The organism is Bacillus sp. 17RED48 (genome assembly GCF_019837545.1).
Classification (GTDB): domain Bacteria; phylum Bacillota; class Bacilli; order Bacillales; family Bacillaceae_G; genus Bacillus_A; species Bacillus_A wiedmannii.
The window spans coordinates 717,674-733,051 of sequence record NZ_JADAXG010000001.1 but is presented as its reverse complement, the minus strand read 5'-3'; the positions used below and the strand labels follow the sequence as shown (position 1 = coordinate 733,051).

Below are 15,378 nucleotides of genomic sequence, written 5' to 3'. Positions count from 1 at the left end.
ATGTAACACTATTAATTATAACAGAATTTCGCAAAAGTTTCGAAATACAAGACAAAAAACAGACGGTTTATATGTCTAGATAACCATCTGCTTTCTATTACTCATTTAACAATACCCAGCGCATATGATCTTCCCATACTCCATTTACCATTAACATCTTCCTAGACACGCCCTCATATTGAAAGCCTATCTTTGTCACTACTTGTATAGATGCTAAATTTCGTGGCATAATCGGTGCTTCTATACGATGTAACTGAAATTCTTCGAAAGTAACTTGAATAGCTTTCCTAAGCGCTTCTGTCGTGTAACCTTTATTCAATTCTGCCTTATCTAATTTATAGCCGAGCACACAAGATTGATAAATACCGCGAACGATTAGATTGAATGAGATACACCCAATAATTTTTGTATCATCACCCTTTTTAAAAATCCAAAGCCTGATGATTTTACCTTCTGCAAACTCTTTTCTATCCTTTTGTAACTTTTTCTTCTGATAATCTAACGTAAAAAAATCATCCGGTCTATACTCTTCCCAAGCTTTTAAAAATTCACGATTTCTGTCGTAATATTGAAGAACTTTTTCAGCATACGACTCATCAATTTCCCTTAAATGTAAACGATTTGTTTCATATATTTTCATCATCGTATCTCCATTCTTCAGCTTGCATAACAAAAAACTTATACTCTATCATTATTATATATTCTCTACATACATACAAATTTCCTGTTATACTTTACACGCACTTCTCGAATTTTGTCACTTCTCTCCCCTTGTCCACAATATCATTTCTCGTTACAATGATATTGTACTGATTTGCAAGGAGGTTTAACGATGCATAAAAAAGCTCAAAAAGTTGTGATTTATGTAATGCTAATTTCTATGCTTGTAACAACATTACTTGCTGGCGCAAGTATGTTTTGGTAAAAAGGACGATGTGTTCGTCCTTTTTTTACTTTTTACACATAACATAATAAAATAAACCATCTCGATATCGAGATGGTTTATTTTATATAAAGCACAATCGCTACAATACTAAAGGAAAATGACATTACAAGTGCTGTTATAAAACTTGTATATTGTTTCTGCTGAAATGCTCCAATAACAAAAGTAAGATTGAGTAATGCCATACAAACAATTGCTACAAGATAAGAACATATATTAAAAGTTGCCAATATGAATGTAATAACAAATAGAAATCCCATAAAAAATTGCATATACGAAATTTTTGGATTCAAGTACATATGAGCAACCCCTTTATCTAATTTTTTATCCCGATTGGTGAGGGCTGATAATCCGCGGGTAAAAAACCTCCCACTGATTAAAGTTTCACTTTATCTTTCTATATTCTCATTAACTCATGGTTATGTACACATGTCAAGACAACTTATTACAATAGAAAAAGCCAACCTTTTCGTTGGCTTTTTCATATGCAATGGCTCCTTTTTGTTTTGCCAATTGCTGAAATGATTTTTTCGACTTCACAATCCATACTTTCGTTCCAATTGGAATGCGATCAAATAAATACTCCACATCGTTTTTCTTCATTCTTATACATCCTTGTGAAATATACTTTCCAATTGAACTAGGTTGGTTTGTTCCATGTATTCCATATTTACTTCCATCAGTTTCTCTTGCATTAAATCCAATCCACCTTGATCCAAGTGGATTTTTCGGTGACCCACCTGGAATATCCTTCGCAATATAATACGGATCCTTCGCTTTCATTACAACATCAAAAGTTCCCTCTGGAGTTAATTCATTTGTTTTCCCTGTCGCTACTGGAAAAACCTTTTGAATCTTTCCATCGTCAATATAAGCTAGTTTATTCGTCGCTTTATTTACAATAATAAAAGGATCTCCGGCACGTGGATTATCACCAAGAGGCCAAATAGGCGATAAAGAAAGACATAATATGAAAGAGAGAAGATACGGCATAATAATTCCTACCTTCTATATAAGTTCTTTTATATTATCCTTTCCCTTAAAACGACTTTTAATGAGTAAATATTGTTCCATTTCATACACCAGTTGAACAAGCTTCGCACGTATCTCAAATTCTTCACGTGTAACGGGCAATGGCATGTCTCTAAATAATTCTCTCATTTCTTGAAGCTGTCTTAAGGAAATAACCCCAGTACTCTCAGGGCTAATAGCATTTCCAATGTTTTCAACCACATCCGCAATCATATCAGCTTGTTCATATGTCCATGATAAAGAAGCTGCTAATGGTATCATCCGTTCTAAAATTTCGAATTGTTGCATGCGCATATTAAAATAACGATAGTAATAGCCATCTTCTCGCATAAATGCATTCTCAAGTTTCTTAAACGATAAATCCCTTGCTTCATTTAGCATATTTTCAGTTTCAATAAGTTCTGCCCCACTCCAGCTACTTTCTCTGTTTCGTAAATACACGACCATTTCAAACAAAATTGTTTTAAAATTACTTTCTATTGTATCCTGATACTCTTTTAGCTTATTTTCACTACTTGGCATATACATATTCACTAATAAAGCCACGCTAATTCCTATCGTTAATATCGCAATTTCATTCCCAACAATAAGCCATGTAATTTGTTTCAATGAATATAGATGCATCACAATAACTGAACTCGTGACAATACCTTCTTGAATTTTAAGCATAACTGCAGTCGGAATAAATGTTAGTAATAATATACTAATTGCAAGTGGTGTATATCCAATTGTTTCAAAAATACAAAACGCGAATACCATTGATAATACACAAGCTAAAAAACGATGTAACGACACTTGAAGTGATTTACGTTTCGTATTTTGTACACATAATATAACTAAAATGCCCGCTGAACTATAAAATTCTAATCCTAATAACTGCGCAATAAAAACTGCTGCGCCTGTCCCTATTGCTGTTTTTACTGTACGGTATCCAATTTTGAACATAGCACTGCTCCTATATGTATAAACGTATTTAAAGTTAGTATAAAAAAAGGATGACACAATGTCATCCTTTTCTACTTATTATTCACGCAACCTTTACATATTACAATATTTTTTGTAAAAATTGTTGCGCACGTTCACTTTTCGGTGCTACAAAAAATTCTGCTGGCGCACTATCTTCTACAAGCTTTCCACCATCTAAAAAGAGAACACGATCTGCTACTTCTTTTGCAAATCCCATTTCATGTGTAACAATCACCATTGTCATTCCTGTCGTAACTAATGATTTCATAACTTCTAACACTTCTTTTACCATCTCTGGATCTAGTGCCGATGTTGGTTCATCAAATAACATAACTTCTGGTTCCATCGCTAACGCTCTCGCAATTGCTACACGTTGCTTTTGTCCTCCCGAAAGACGATTGGGATACGTATTTTCTTTATCTAATAAACCGACCTTTTCTAAAAGTTTCTCGGCTTTCTTGTCAGCTTCTTGCTTCGTTACTCCTTTTACATTGATAGGAGCATACGTAATATTTTCTAATACAGTCATATGAGGAAATAGGTGAAAATGCTGAAATACCATTCCGACATTTTCACGAACGTGCATAATATTCGTTTTCGGATTCGTTACTTCTTCCGTTCCAATCCAAATGTGACCATTTGTCGGTGCTTCTAGCACATTCATACAACGTAAAAATGTTGATTTCCCTGATCCAGACGGTCCAATAATTGCTACTACTTCCCCTTTTTCAATCATTGTTGTAATCCCTTTTAATACTTCGTTTTTTCCAAATGATTTATGAAGGTTTTCAATTTTAATCACTTTTCTTCATTCTCCCTTCAATTGCCTTCCCGACTAATGTAAGAATAATGACTAACATATAATAAATGAGTCCAACAAAAAGTAATGGTTCAAGATATTTAAACGTCTCACCGCCTACAATGTAAGCACGGCGCATTAAATCGGTCGCTCCTATTACTGTTACTACAGCCGATTCTTTCGTAAGTGTCGCAAACTCGTTCACAAGCGCTGGTAATATATTTTTTAATGCTTGAGGGAAAATAATATTTCGCATCATTTTCCCGTAAGGAATCCCTAAAGCCATCGCTGCTTCTGTTTGTCCTTTATCAACCGCTTGAATGCCGGCACGAATTACCTCTGACATATATGCACCTGAATTTAAGCTAAATGCTAATACAGCTGCTACGAATGCTGGTATTTCATAACCAATTATTTGCGGGACACCGAAATAAATAATCATTAATTGCAATACAAGTGGTGTACCACGGAAAATTGATGTATAAAAATCTGCCGCTATATTTAATGCTCGTATTCTAGCAATTTTGCAAAGCGCTAATAACGTTCCTAAAATAAACCCAACTAACGCTGATACTGCTACAATTTTTAAAGTAACTTCTAGGCCTTTTAGTATATATGGTATCGAAGGCGTAATCGCCGAAAAATCTAAGTTCATTCTTTTCATTCCCCTCACAGAAAAGTGAAAGGCAGCTTATTTTTCGCTGCCAAACCATTTCTTCACTAATTTATCCATTTCTCCATTTTCTTGCATTTTTTTAATTACTTTATTAAATTCCGCTGTTTTATCACTGTTTTTCGGAAGGGCAATTGCTGCTCCTACTTCTTCTGGTGCTTCTTTAATTTCAATTCCTTGTAATTCTTTCATTTTTTCTAAATAATTTTTAGCAACTGTGTCTTCTATAATTGCAGCGTCAAAACGACCAGCTTTAATTTCTTGTACGATTTCTGGTATACGGTCACGTCCCTCAATTTTGAAATCTACTTGTTTTTTAAATTCTGCTGCTTTCTCTTCTTGGATAGATCCTGTTTGTACCCCTACTTTTTTCCCTTTTAAATCCTCTACAGATTGAATATTAGAATCTTTTTTAGAAACGACCATGTTTTTCGCAACAAAATATATGTCTGTGAAATCAACATTATTTTTACGCTCTGCCGTTGGCGTCATACCTGCCATTACGAAATCAACTTTTCCTGAGCTAAGAGATGCTAATAAACCACCAAAATCCATATCTTTCACTTTCACTTCATAACCAAGTTCTTTTCCGATATATTTAGCAACATCAACATCAAAGCCGATAATTTCATCACTTTTTGAAGCTTCTACGTATTCATATGGTTTATAATCTGCTGAAGTCCCCATAACCAGTACTTTCTTATTTTTTCCAGTAGCCTTTTCTTCCCCATTACTACAAGCACTGAACATACTTACAATTAAAATAAGTGCAAACGATATTGATAATAACTTCTTCATCTTTCTTCCCCCTAATAATGTATATTTAAAAGTTTAATAGAATATTTATTCGATGTTTGTATTGTATCAGCACTTTAATTTTTATGCAATATATAAAATAAAAATAAATAAAATAACAATATTAATACCGTTTACAATGTATAAAATAATGCATAAAACAACATAACTATGCATATCCCATAAATTTTAATACTAAATAAAAAAGGCGGTACATCCACTTCATTGTGGACGTACCGCCTTTTCGCTTATATTTATAGTTCTTCACAATTCTCTTCGAAATAAGATTGTAGTTTTGCAATAACTTGCATTGGTTCATGACCTTCAATTTCATGACGTTCTACCATCGTTACAATTTTCCCATCTTTTAATAAAGCAAATGATGGTGAAGAAGGTGGATACCCTTCGAAATATTCACGAGCTCTTGCTGTTGCTTCTTTATCTTGACCTGCAAACACCGTTACAAGATGGTTAGGACGTTTATCATAATGTACGGAATGCGCAGCAGCAGGACGAGCAATACCACCTGCACAACCACATACAGAGTTTACCATTACAAGTGTTGTTCCATTTCTTTTAAACGCTTCTTCTACTGCTTCCGGCGTCGTCAATTCTGTATATCCAGCAGAGACAATCTCTTCACGTGCTTGGCGGACAACATCATTCATAAAAAAGTTAAAATTAATCAATCTTTTCCCTCCTCTAAAACTACCTATTTGTATCTTACCAGTTAATGTTTATGAAATACAAGTAAGTTTACTTGTATTTGGGTATAGAAAAGGTGTTAGAGCTCTTGCTCTAACACCTTTTCTTAATGGCCACGATGCTTTTGCTTTGCTTTTTGTACTTTGATTAAACGTCTTCTTTGTTTTTCAGCTTCTCGCTTCTCCTTAGATTGCACTTTCTTTTCTTGTTTATGCAATTCATAAGATAAGCTAATTGCCTCTTGCGCCTTAGTAAAACGGTTTATATTTACTTCTTTTGCTGCTTCTCGTATGATACGCTTTATATTTTTGGGACGCTGTTTTTCTTTCACTTCCACACCACATCTTGCAAAGTGCTGAAAATAGGCTAACATTGGACCAGTCACAAATATAAGTATTTCTTCGTCTGACGGCTCCGTTCCAAAAATATACCTCGCTCCATACAATTTCCCTGTTTCTTTATGCGTAATAATTCCTACGAAAAATTGACCATCGTGATATACTGTCAAATCCATTGACAGCCCCTCCTTTAAAAAAATTAGAAATACGGGACATCCCGGAGGGGAAGGTTACTGACACGTAATCATGCGTCTGGACTACCAACCAGAACTGTGTTTTTGTATTTCTTTCACTATTATTATATCTCTTTTTCCATAATCTTCATATATTCGCCAATCATTTTTTTATGCGACCCTACAATATAGTCAGGTAGTTCTGTTAGTGGGAAGAATGTAAGCTGAACGGCTTCTTCTTTATTCATAACAAGCTCCCCTTCGTATTCATCCGTATAATAAGCTGTTGTGACAGATTGAAACTCATCACCATTTGCTAGTTTTGTAAAATAGTTCGCTCCAGAAAATATATTAATTAATCGCAAGTTCTTCACTTCTATTCCTGTCTCTTCATATACTTCACGGCCGGCTGTTTCTTCTGGTGATTCACCAAGCTCCATTAACCCACCAGGCAGCCCCCACTTTCCGTAAGGCTCTGTTCTTTGTTGCAATAAAACATCTCCATTTTCATTTATAACGAGTACAACAGCACCAACTAAAATTAAAGGGCGATGACCAACTATTTTTCGTAATTCTTCTACATATCCCATCGTATCGCCTCCTTTTTCGTTGTCCACACTATTGTATCATATGTATGAAACGACAAAATGCGTATATTTTTCATTTTTTTAACAAAATATTTATTTTATGTGCTTCATCTACTGTAGCTAACATAATGGATTTGACTTCTGCACTCTTCTCTAGAAATTCTCTCGCCCACTCTTCTGTTTTTCCTAATAAAGCAAGAACATCTTTCTGAATCTTCCCATCCTTTACTAATACAAAAGAAACTGGAGATCTTTTTCCCGCCACTTTCAGATCAAGCCGCGAAACTGCTTCATACTCTGGATACTGAAATATAGAAACAACACCATTCGCTTCCCACAATGCTAATTTAATCGTTTGAATATCGCTCACATTTCGCATACGAAGTTCCGCAAATAAATATTCCACCGTAATTCTCGCTTTTTTCAAATTGCTAAAATCAATGGAACCATTGTGTATAAGAATAATAGGTGCTGGCTCTAAAAAGCGTCTCCATCTATCCCATTTCAACATTAAGACTGAGCTTATAATGTGAAGTACAACGAGTATGAACGTTGTAATCATTGAGCCGAGTAACCCCACTTTTTCATCAGATAATGCATTAGAAATATTCCCACCAAGCAATAATACTAATACAACATCTAAAAAACGAAGTTGCGCGATGGACCTTTGCCCCATCGCTTTCGCAACTAATGTTAAAAATATGTATGCTATAATAGCCCGAATAACCCATTCACTATTAGAAAGATGCCGTGCCCCTTCAAAAATATGCATATGCATCACTTTGCACTCCTTACCCATCTCAAACTGCTATTCTGTTTTAGTTTGCAACGTTTAAGAGCATATATGTAAAAAAGCTGGTTCGTTTTTACACGAACCAGCTTTTTTATTTAACAGAAAACATATACTTTTTATACGTTTTCCGTACCGATAATATAAGACCCATCATAATCATATTTGAGAATAAGGAACTTCCTCCATATGATAAGAAAGGTAATGCAATCCCTTTTACAGGCATTAATCCAACGATCATACCGATGTTTTGGAATATTTGAACCGTTAATATTCCAATTGATCCAGCACATAATAATGTACCGAATAAATTATCAGCAGAATAACCGATAATAATTGTTCTATATAGTAGTAATAGGAACAAGAATACAACTAACGCTGCTACGATAAATCCACCTTCTTCGGCAATTGTAGCAAAAATAAAGTCAGTATGCTTCTCAGGGATATAGACGTTCCCTTCGCCAAATCCTTTCCCTTCCATACCGCCACTACCTACAGCTAAAATCGATTGCTGTGTTTGATAACCTTGATCTGTATGTTCGAATGGATCTAACCAACCTAAAATACGTGATTGTTGGTGAGGTTTTAGTAACGTAACTAACTTATTAAAGAAGAAATCTTCATACCTTACGTAAATAAATATTAACGCAGATAATATGGTGACTGGAATAACTGTACATAACGCTATTAATTTCTTCTGAATACCTGACATAAATAAAATACATGCAATTGCAGCAGCATATAAGAACACCATCCCTGTATCCGGTTGGCTATATACAACAGCCATAGGCGGGAGGGATACTAGCACAATTTTACCTACTAATTGTAAATCCGTTTGGAATGTCCTTGCCATATACTGTGCATTATGTTTCACTGCTATACTTGCTACTACGAGAAGCAATGAAATTTTGAAAAACTCAGATGGTTGAATTTGTCCAACTAACGGAAATACAAACCATCTTTTTGCACCTAATTTTTCAGGTGTGAAAGTGGAAACCGGTAGTATTTTCAAAAGAATAAGTGAACCAAATCCGACGATATAAAGTGGCCAAGACAATTTTTGTAATTGATCTAAGTCGATGCTTGCAACAAGCAATAACAATACAACTCCAATTATGTAGTTCAAACCCTGTTTCATCGCAAAGTTTGCCTCTCCATATTGGCCAGTTTGCTGACTGCTATATATAGCAGCTATACTCGTAACACATAATGCTAACAAAATTAATATTAATTTTACATCTAAACTTTTTAGAAACTCGGTACTTCTTTTCATGACATCCTCCTGAAACATTGTTACAGCAAAATAAAAAACCAGGAGTCAACATTCTTCATGTTTTGACGACTGATTACACATTATCTATAAAACACTTATATAGAATAACTCTCTTTTTCATACAATACAATATATTATACTACAGTTTCGTCAGTAAGATTTGCCAAAAAAATTATTCTTTTCTTATTTTATATCCATATACCATATATCAGCAATGTATTTTCATAAATTCCTAATACATAATCGTTCATTGTAAGATTACTGGGAAAGATATTATACATATAGTAGGATGTAGCTGAAGAAATAAGATGATAAAAAGCTCGCATAAGCGAGCTTTTTATTAATATACAGATGTATTATTTTCTGACGTATTTTCTAAAATTTCTTTTACACGTCCTAAGAACTTACCACAAATTAAGCCATCTAGTACACGGTGATCAAGTGATAAACATAAGTTAACCATGTCGCGAGCACCAAACATACCATTATCCATAATTACTGGGCGTTTTACAATTGATTCAACTTGTAAAATAGCCGCTTGTGGGTAATTAATAATACCCATAGATTGAACAGAACCAAATGATCCTGTGTTATTAATTGTAAATGTTCCACCTTGCATTTCGTCCGCTTTTAACGATTTCGTACGTACTTTTCCTGCAAGCTCTGTAATTTCACGAGCGATACCTTTAATCGTCTTCTCATCCGCATGTTTAATTACTGGTACAAATAGTTCGTCCTCTGTTGCAACAGCGATAGAAAGGTTAATATCTTTCTTCTGAACGATCTTATCGCCAGCCCACATTGAATTGATTTGAGGATACTCTTTTAACGCTTGCGCTACTGCTTTTACGAAGAAAGCAAAGAACGTTAAATTAAAGCCTTCGCGCTTTTTGAAATCACCTTTAATTGAATTACGGTATGACACAAGGTTTGTCACATCTACTTCAATCATCATCCAAGCATGTGGCGCTTCGTGTTTACTACGTAACATGTTCGCTGCAATTGCTTTACGCACACCTGTTACTGGAATTTCGATATCGCCAGGCATTGTTGGTACAGAAACTGGTTTTGCAGCTTCTACTTTTTGTGCTTCTGGCGCTGCTTTTTGTGCTTCTGGACGCGCTTCTACTACTGCTGCTTCCTCTTTCTTCGCACCTGCTTGCGGAATATTTCCAGATTCCACTAGCTTTAAAATATCTTTACGAGTGATACGGCCATTTGCTCCCGTACCTTCTACTAAATCTAAATCAACATTATGCTCACCTGCAAGTTTTAAAACAGCTGGTGAAAAACGTGGTTTTCCATCAGTTGGTTGTTTTGCTTTCGGTGCTTTTTCAGGTGTAGCTATTTCTGCCTTTGGTTCTTCTTTTGTTTTTTCCTCAACAGCTGTCGCTGCTACTTCATCTGCGCCTTCTACTTGAATAACACAAACTACTTCACCTACAGCTAACGTCTCACCTTCACCAGCAATTAATTCTTTCACAATACCAGTGAAAGAAGATGGTACTTCAGCATTTACTTTATCAGTCATTACTTCTGCAAGCGGATCATACTTGTTTACGTGATCGCCAACATTAACGAGCCATTTACTAATTGTACCCTCTGTAACGCTCTCCCCGAGCTGAGGCATTGTGATATTTTCTACAGCCATGTATAGTCCCCCCGATTAAAATTCCGCAAGTTCACGCATTGCTTTTTCAACTTTATCTGGATTTACCATAAAGAATTTTTCCATTGTTGGTGCATATGGCATTGCTGGAACGTCTGGACCTGCAAGACGTGCGATTGGCGCATCTAAATCAAACAGACAGTTTTCAGCAATAATTGCTGCCACTTCACTTATAATACTTCCTTCTTTATTGTCTTCTGTTACAAGAAGAACTTTACCTGTTTTAGAAGCTGCTTCAATGATTGCTTCTTTATCTAATGGATATACAGTACGTAAATCAAGAACATGTGCCGAGATGCCATCTTGCGCTAACTTTTCAGCTGCTTGAAGAGCAAAGTGAACACATAATCCGTACGTGATAACAGTAATATCATCACCTTCGCGTTTTACATCTGCTTTTCCGATTGGTAATACGTAATCATCCTCTGGCACTTCACCTTTAATTAAGCGATATGCACGCTTATGCTCAAAGAATAATACTGGATCTTCATCACGAATTGCTGCTTTTAATAAACCTTTTGCATCATATGGTGTAGAAGGAATAACAATTTTTAAACCTGGTTGGTTCGCAAACATCGCTTCCACAGATTGTGAATGATACAATGCACCGTGAACACCGCCGCCAAATGGCGCACGAATTGTAACTGGACAAGTCCAATCGTTATTAGAACGATAACGAATTTTTGCTGCCTCAGAAACAATTTGGTTTACTGCTGGCATGATGAAATCAGCAAACTGCATTTCAGCGATTGGACGCATACCATACATTGCCGCACCAATTGCTACCCCAGCAATTGCAGATTCTGCAAGCGGTGCATCAAGCGCACGATCTTCACCAAATTGATCATATAATCCGTGTGTCGCTTTAAATACGCCACCTTTTTTACCAACATCTTCACCTAAAACAAATACTTTCTCATCGCGTTCCATTTCTTCGCGCATTGCTAATGTAATAGCATCAATATAAGACATTACAGCCATGAAACGTTCCCCCCTATTCTGCGTATACGTGCTTCAATGCATCTTCAGGTGCTGCATACGGAGCATTTTCTGCATATTCTGTTGCTTCATTTACGATATGCATAATTTCGTCTAACATTTGTTTTTCAAATTCCTCAGTTAACACGCCAGCTTCTTTTAAATAAGCTGCAAATGTTATGATTGAATCTTTTTTCTTTGCTTCTTCTACTTCTTCTTTATCACGATAAACACGATCATCGTCGTCACTAGAATGTGCTGTTAAACGATATGATACTGTTTCAATTAAAGTTGGGCCTTCACCACGACGGCCGCGGTCTGCTGCCTCTTTTACAGCTTTATATACTGCAAGCGGATCGTTTCCGTCTATTGTATATCCAGGCATACCGTAACCAATTGCACGATCTGATACGTTTTTACATGCTAATTGTTTTTCAACTGGAATAGAGATTGCGTATTTATTATTTTCACACATGAAAATAACAGGTAGTTTGTGTACACCAGCAAAGTTTGCCCCTTCATGGAAGTCACCTTGGTTTGAAGAACCTTCTCCAAATGTAACAAACGTTACTAAATCTTTCTTTTCCATTTTTCCAGCTAATGCAATACCAACTGCATGTGGTACTTGCGTTGTTACTGGAGATGATCCTGTCACAATACGATTTTTCTTTTGACCGAAGTGACCAGGCATTTGACGACCACCAGAGTTTGGATCTCCAGCTTTCGCGAAAGCAGACAACATAAGCTCTTTAGCTGTCATGCCGAACGCTAGTACAACACCCATATCACGGTAGTATGGTAATGCATAATCTTTTTCTCTATCAAGAGCGAATGCTGCTCCAACTTGTGCAGCCTCTTGTCCTTGACAAGAAATTACGAATGGAATTTTACCCGCACGGTTTAATAACCACATACGTTCGTCGATTTTACGTGCAAGTAACATCGTACGGAACATTTCTAATACTTGCTCATCACTTAAGCCAAGCTCTTCATGGCGCTTTTCTTTTACTTCTGCCATTTTTCATAACCTCCTAAATCCACATTTTTATGCGTGCAACGCTTTTCCATCTACAGCTAATGCTGCTTCACCAATCGCCTCAGATAATGATGGATGCGGATGAATTGTATGTGCTACTTCCCACGGTGTTGCATCAAGTACTCTTGCAAGACCAGCTTCAGAAATCATATCTGTTACATGTGGTCCAATCATATGAACACCAAGAATGTCATTTGTTTCTTCATCAACTACAAGTTTTACGAAACCATCTGATTCGCCGTATACAAGTGCTTTTCCGATTGCACGGAATGAGAACTTACCTACTTTTAACTTATAGCCTTTTTCTTTCGCTTCTTGCTCTGTTAAACCGACAGAAGCAACTTCCGGACTGCTATATACGCATTTTGATACCATAGAGTAATCAATTGGTGTAACTTCTTTACCAGCAATATGTTCTACTGCAACTATTCCTTCATGAGAAGCAACGTGAGCAAGTTGTAAGCCACCGATTACATCTCCAATTGCGTAAATATGAGATTCTTTCGTTTGATAAAACTCATTTGTTTGAATGTATCCTTTTTCCACAACGATATCCGTATTCTCTAAACCAATATTTTGCGTATTGGCTTGTCTTCCTACAGATACAAGCATTTTTTCTGCTTTAAATTCTTTATTCTCACCGTTATGTTCAGCTTGAATTGTTACTCCATTATCTTTTACCAATGTTTCTGGTAATACTTTTGCACCAGTTACCACTTTAATACCTTTTTTCTTGAATAGACGTTGCATTTCTTTTGAAACGTCCTGATCTTCTAGTGGTAATATCGTTTTCGCATACTCTAATACTGTAACTTCTACACCGAAGTCAGCAAGCATAGATGCCCACTCAATACCGATTACACCGCCACCAACGATAATAATTGAGCTAGGAAGCGTTTCCATTCTTAGGGCATGATCGGAAGACATTACATACTCTCCGTCTAATTCTAAACCTGGTAATGAATTTGGACGAGAACCTGTTGCAACAAGTACATTTTTTGGAATTAACATTTCATTCTCTTCTCCACTTGCAAGTTCAACTGAAATTGTCCCTGGCATTGGAGAGAAAATAGATGGGCCAAGAATACGGCCGATACCTTCAAACACATCAATTTTACCTTGTTTCATTAAGTGTTGAACACCTTTATGAAGTTGTGTTACAATCTTCTCTTTACGCTCTTGCACTTTCGCAAAGTTTAGTTCTACATTACTTGCAATAACTCCGAACTCTTCGCTTTTTTTAGCAGTTGCGTATACTTCCGCACTACGTAAAAGAGCTTTACTAGGAATACATCCTTTGTGCAAACAAGTACCACCAAGATTTTCTTTTTCAACAAGTGCAGTTTTTAAACCTAGTTGTGATGCTCGAATAGCAGCAACATATCCACCAGTACCGCCGCCAACGATGACTAAATCATATTCTCTTGCCATTATCTCAACCCCTAGCTACTGTTTGTTTTTCTCGTACAACATACTCTTTCGGTGCTTCTTCTTCACGTAATACACGAAGTGCTCCTTCTGCTAATGCTTGTAATTCATCTTCCCCTGGATGTACGATAACATCTGCAATCCAGTCAACACGTTCTTTTATTTCATCAACAAGAATTTTACTGTACGCAAGTCCACCAGTTAAAACGATTGCATCGATTTTCCCGTGAAGTACAGCGCTAGCTCCGCCAATCTCTTTTGCAACTTGATATGCCATTGCTTTATAAATAAGAGTTGCTTCCGGATCACCTTTTTCAACCATTTGTTCTACTTTGATCGCATCATTTGTACCGATTAGGCTTACAAGTCCACCTTGTCCAACAAGTTTTTTAACCATTTCGTCACGGTAATACTCACCAGAGAAACACATCTCAACTAATTGCCCTACCGGTACTGTACCCGCACGCTCTGGACTAAATGGTCCTTCTCCGTTTAAGCCGTTATTCACATCAATAACTTTTCCTTTTTTATGAGCACCAACTGTAATACCGCCACCCATATGTGTAACTAATAAATTTAAATCCTCGTATTTGTGATTTAATTCTTCAGCCACTTTACGAGCAACCGCTTTTTGGTTTAATGCATGGAAAATACTTTTACGTTCCATACCAGCAATACCGCTTATACGAGCAATCGGCTCCATTTCATCTACAACGACAGGATCTACTATGAATGCCGGAATATTTAATCCAGAAGCGATTTCATATGCTAAAATGCCTCCAAGGTTTGAAGCATGATGACCGCTAAACCCATTTTTTAAATCTTCTAACATCGAATCGTTTACTGTGTATGTTCCGCCTTCGATTGGACGAAGTAATCCCCCACGCCCACAAACTGCGTTTAATTTTGAAATGTTAATACCGTGAGAATGTAGAACTTCTAAAATCGTTTCTTTGCGAAACTCATATTGATCGATAATTCTCTTATATTTTCCAATTTGTTCTTCGTCATGACGAATAGTTTCTTCTAAAACAGGTCTTTCATTATCAAAAACACCAATTTTTGTGGATGTACTACCCGGATTAATAACAAGAATTCGATTTAAAGACACTGTTGCTACCTCCACTAATAAATTCAAAAGGAGATGGAAACCTCATAAGAGGTAACCACACCTTTTGTAAAAGTAATATATG

General features: G+C 36.2%; 18 protein-coding genes. 1 reads left to right on the top strand and 17 read right to left on the bottom strand.

What is annotated here, in order from left to right:
• Positions 1-97 precede the first annotated feature (97 nt).
• Positions 98-643 carry a GNAT family N-acetyltransferase gene (locus ILT06_RS04060; RefSeq protein ID WP_033657628.1) on the bottom strand — a complete coding sequence of 182 codons (546 nt, stop codon included), beginning with the start codon at positions 641-643 and terminating at the stop codon, positions 98-100.
• A 189-nt stretch (positions 644-832) separates the two neighbouring features.
• On the opposite strand from ILT06_RS04060, the gene prli42 reads away from it, so the two are divergent.
• Entirely contained in the window at positions 833-925 is a 93-nt protein-coding gene (gene prli42 / locus ILT06_RS04055; protein ID WP_149173444.1) for a stressosome-associated protein Prli42, read from the top strand.
• Positions 926-1,002: 77 nt separating this feature from the next.
• Here the strand turns inward: prli42 and ILT06_RS04050 are convergent, their stop codons facing one another.
• The 16 genes from ILT06_RS04050 to buk all read right to left on the bottom strand — a co-directional run bounded on the left by ILT06_RS04050 (position 1,003) and on the right by buk (position 15,296).
• The gene (locus ILT06_RS04050) at positions 1,003-1,242 is read right to left on the bottom strand and encodes a DUF3894 domain-containing protein (protein WP_000281162.1); all 240 of its coding nucleotides are present in this window, start codon (positions 1,240-1,242) and stop codon (positions 1,003-1,005) included.
• Between the two features lie 133 nt (positions 1,243-1,375).
• Positions 1,376-1,936 (bottom strand): L,D-transpeptidase, encoded by a 561-nt coding sequence (locus ILT06_RS04045; protein WP_064474843.1) that lies wholly within the window; start codon positions 1,934-1,936, stop codon positions 1,376-1,378.
• 15 nt (positions 1,937-1,951) lie between these two features.
• A complete protein-coding gene (locus tag ILT06_RS04040) occupies positions 1,952-2,920 on the bottom strand; it encodes an aromatic acid exporter family protein (protein WP_000472675.1) in 969 nt (322 codons plus the stop codon).
• A gap of 100 nt (positions 2,921-3,020) precedes the next feature.
• Entirely contained in the window at positions 3,021-3,743 is a 723-nt protein-coding gene (locus ILT06_RS04035) for an amino acid ABC transporter ATP-binding protein (RefSeq protein WP_064474842.1), read from the bottom strand.
• A complete protein-coding gene (locus tag ILT06_RS04030) occupies positions 3,736-4,395 on the bottom strand; it encodes an amino acid ABC transporter permease (protein ID WP_001046922.1) in 660 nt (219 codons plus the stop codon). The genes ILT06_RS04035 and ILT06_RS04030 overlap by 8 nt, the downstream gene beginning before the upstream one ends.
• Before the next feature lie 36 nt (positions 4,396-4,431).
• A complete protein-coding gene (locus ILT06_RS04025) occupies positions 4,432-5,211 on the bottom strand; it encodes a transporter substrate-binding domain-containing protein (RefSeq protein WP_064474841.1) in 780 nt (259 codons plus the stop codon).
• Positions 5,212-5,462: 251 nt separating this feature from the next.
• Positions 5,463-5,876, bottom strand: coding sequence for a BrxA/BrxB family bacilliredoxin (locus ILT06_RS04020; RefSeq protein ID WP_001979317.1), 414 nt, complete (start codon positions 5,874-5,876; stop codon positions 5,463-5,465).
• 143 nt (positions 5,877-6,019) lie between these two features.
• Positions 6,020-6,427 (bottom strand): YjdF family protein, encoded by a 408-nt coding sequence (locus ILT06_RS04015; protein WP_064474840.1) that lies wholly within the window; start codon positions 6,425-6,427, stop codon positions 6,020-6,022.
• Between the two features lie 122 nt (positions 6,428-6,549).
• The gene (locus ILT06_RS04010) at positions 6,550-7,014 is read right to left on the bottom strand and encodes an NUDIX hydrolase (RefSeq protein ID WP_064474839.1); all 465 of its coding nucleotides are present in this window, start codon (positions 7,012-7,014) and stop codon (positions 6,550-6,552) included.
• Positions 7,015-7,084: 70 nt separating this feature from the next.
• Positions 7,085-7,789, bottom strand: coding sequence for a DUF421 domain-containing protein (locus ILT06_RS04005; RefSeq protein WP_064474838.1), 705 nt, complete (start codon positions 7,787-7,789; stop codon positions 7,085-7,087).
• A gap of 106 nt (positions 7,790-7,895) precedes the next feature.
• A complete protein-coding gene (locus ILT06_RS04000; RefSeq protein WP_000831201.1) occupies positions 7,896-9,074 on the bottom strand; it encodes an FtsW/RodA/SpoVE family cell cycle protein in 1,179 nt (392 codons plus the stop codon).
• 340 nt (positions 9,075-9,414) lie between these two features.
• Positions 9,415-10,725, bottom strand: a complete 1,311-nt coding sequence (locus ILT06_RS03995) for a dihydrolipoamide acetyltransferase family protein (RefSeq protein ID WP_098102846.1) — start codon at positions 10,723-10,725, stop codon at positions 9,415-9,417.
• A gap of 15 nt (positions 10,726-10,740) precedes the next feature.
• Positions 10,741-11,724, bottom strand: a complete 984-nt coding sequence (gene bfmBAB, locus ILT06_RS03990) for a 3-methyl-2-oxobutanoate dehydrogenase subunit beta (RefSeq protein WP_000290073.1) — start codon at positions 11,722-11,724, stop codon at positions 10,741-10,743.
• A 13-nt stretch (positions 11,725-11,737) separates the two neighbouring features.
• Positions 11,738-12,739 (bottom strand): 3-methyl-2-oxobutanoate dehydrogenase subunit alpha, encoded by a 1,002-nt coding sequence (gene bfmBAA, locus ILT06_RS03985; RefSeq protein ID WP_000852549.1) that lies wholly within the window; start codon positions 12,737-12,739, stop codon positions 11,738-11,740.
• Positions 12,740-12,766: 27 nt separating this feature from the next.
• Positions 12,767-14,188: a dihydrolipoyl dehydrogenase gene (lpdA, locus tag ILT06_RS03980; protein ID WP_088048132.1), complete on the bottom strand. Its 1,422-nt coding sequence runs from the start codon at positions 14,186-14,188 to the stop codon at positions 12,767-12,769.
• Positions 14,189-14,192: 4 nt separating this feature from the next.
• Positions 14,193-15,296, bottom strand: coding sequence for a butyrate kinase (gene buk, locus ILT06_RS03975; protein WP_000056195.1), 1,104 nt, complete (start codon positions 15,294-15,296; stop codon positions 14,193-14,195).
• Positions 15,297-15,378: the final 82 nt, after the last annotated feature.

Bases quoted from the DNA above. Each gene is read 5' to 3' on its own strand.
- ILT06_RS04060 (WP_033657628.1), bottom strand. From the start codon at position 643: ATGATGAAAATATATGAAACAAATCGTTTACATTTAAGGGAAATTGAT.
- prli42 (WP_149173444.1), top strand. From the start codon at position 833: ATGCATAAAAAAGCTCAAAAAGTTGTGATTTATGTAATGCTAATTTCT.
- ILT06_RS04050 (WP_000281162.1), bottom strand. From the start codon at position 1,242: ATGTACTTGAATCCAAAAATTTCGTATATGCAATTTTTTATGGGATTT.
- ILT06_RS04045 (WP_064474843.1), bottom strand. From the start codon at position 1,936: ATGCCGTATCTTCTCTCTTTCATATTATGTCTTTCTTTATCGCCTATT.
- ILT06_RS04040 (WP_000472675.1), bottom strand. From the start codon at position 2,920: ATGTTCAAAATTGGATACCGTACAGTAAAAACAGCAATAGGGACAGGC.
- ILT06_RS04030 (WP_001046922.1), bottom strand. From the start codon at position 4,395: ATGAACTTAGATTTTTCGGCGATTACGCCTTCGATACCATATATACTA.
- ILT06_RS04025 (WP_064474841.1), bottom strand. From the start codon at position 5,211: ATGAAGAAGTTATTATCAATATCGTTTGCACTTATTTTAATTGTAAGT.
- ILT06_RS04020 (WP_001979317.1), bottom strand. From the start codon at position 5,876: ATGAATGATGTTGTCCGCCAAGCACGTGAAGAGATTGTCTCTGCTGGA.
- ILT06_RS04015 (WP_064474840.1), bottom strand. From the start codon at position 6,427: ATGGATTTGACAGTATATCACGATGGTCAATTTTTCGTAGGAATTATT.
- ILT06_RS04010 (WP_064474839.1), bottom strand. From the start codon at position 7,014: ATGGGATATGTAGAAGAATTACGAAAAATAGTTGGTCATCGCCCTTTA.
- ILT06_RS04005 (WP_064474838.1), bottom strand. From the start codon at position 7,789: ATGCATATGCATATTTTTGAAGGGGCACGGCATCTTTCTAATAGTGAA.
- ILT06_RS04000 (WP_000831201.1), bottom strand. From the start codon at position 9,074: ATGAAAAGAAGTACCGAGTTTCTAAAAAGTTTAGATGTAAAATTAATA.
- ILT06_RS03995 (WP_098102846.1), bottom strand. From the start codon at position 10,725: ATGGCTGTAGAAAATATCACAATGCCTCAGCTCGGGGAGAGCGTTACA.
- bfmBAB (WP_000290073.1), bottom strand. From the start codon at position 11,724: ATGGCTGTAATGTCTTATATTGATGCTATTACATTAGCAATGCGCGAA.
- bfmBAA (WP_000852549.1), bottom strand. From the start codon at position 12,739: ATGGCAGAAGTAAAAGAAAAGCGCCATGAAGAGCTTGGCTTAAGTGAT.
- lpdA (WP_088048132.1), bottom strand. From the start codon at position 14,188: ATGGCAAGAGAATATGATTTAGTCATCGTTGGCGGCGGTACTGGTGGA.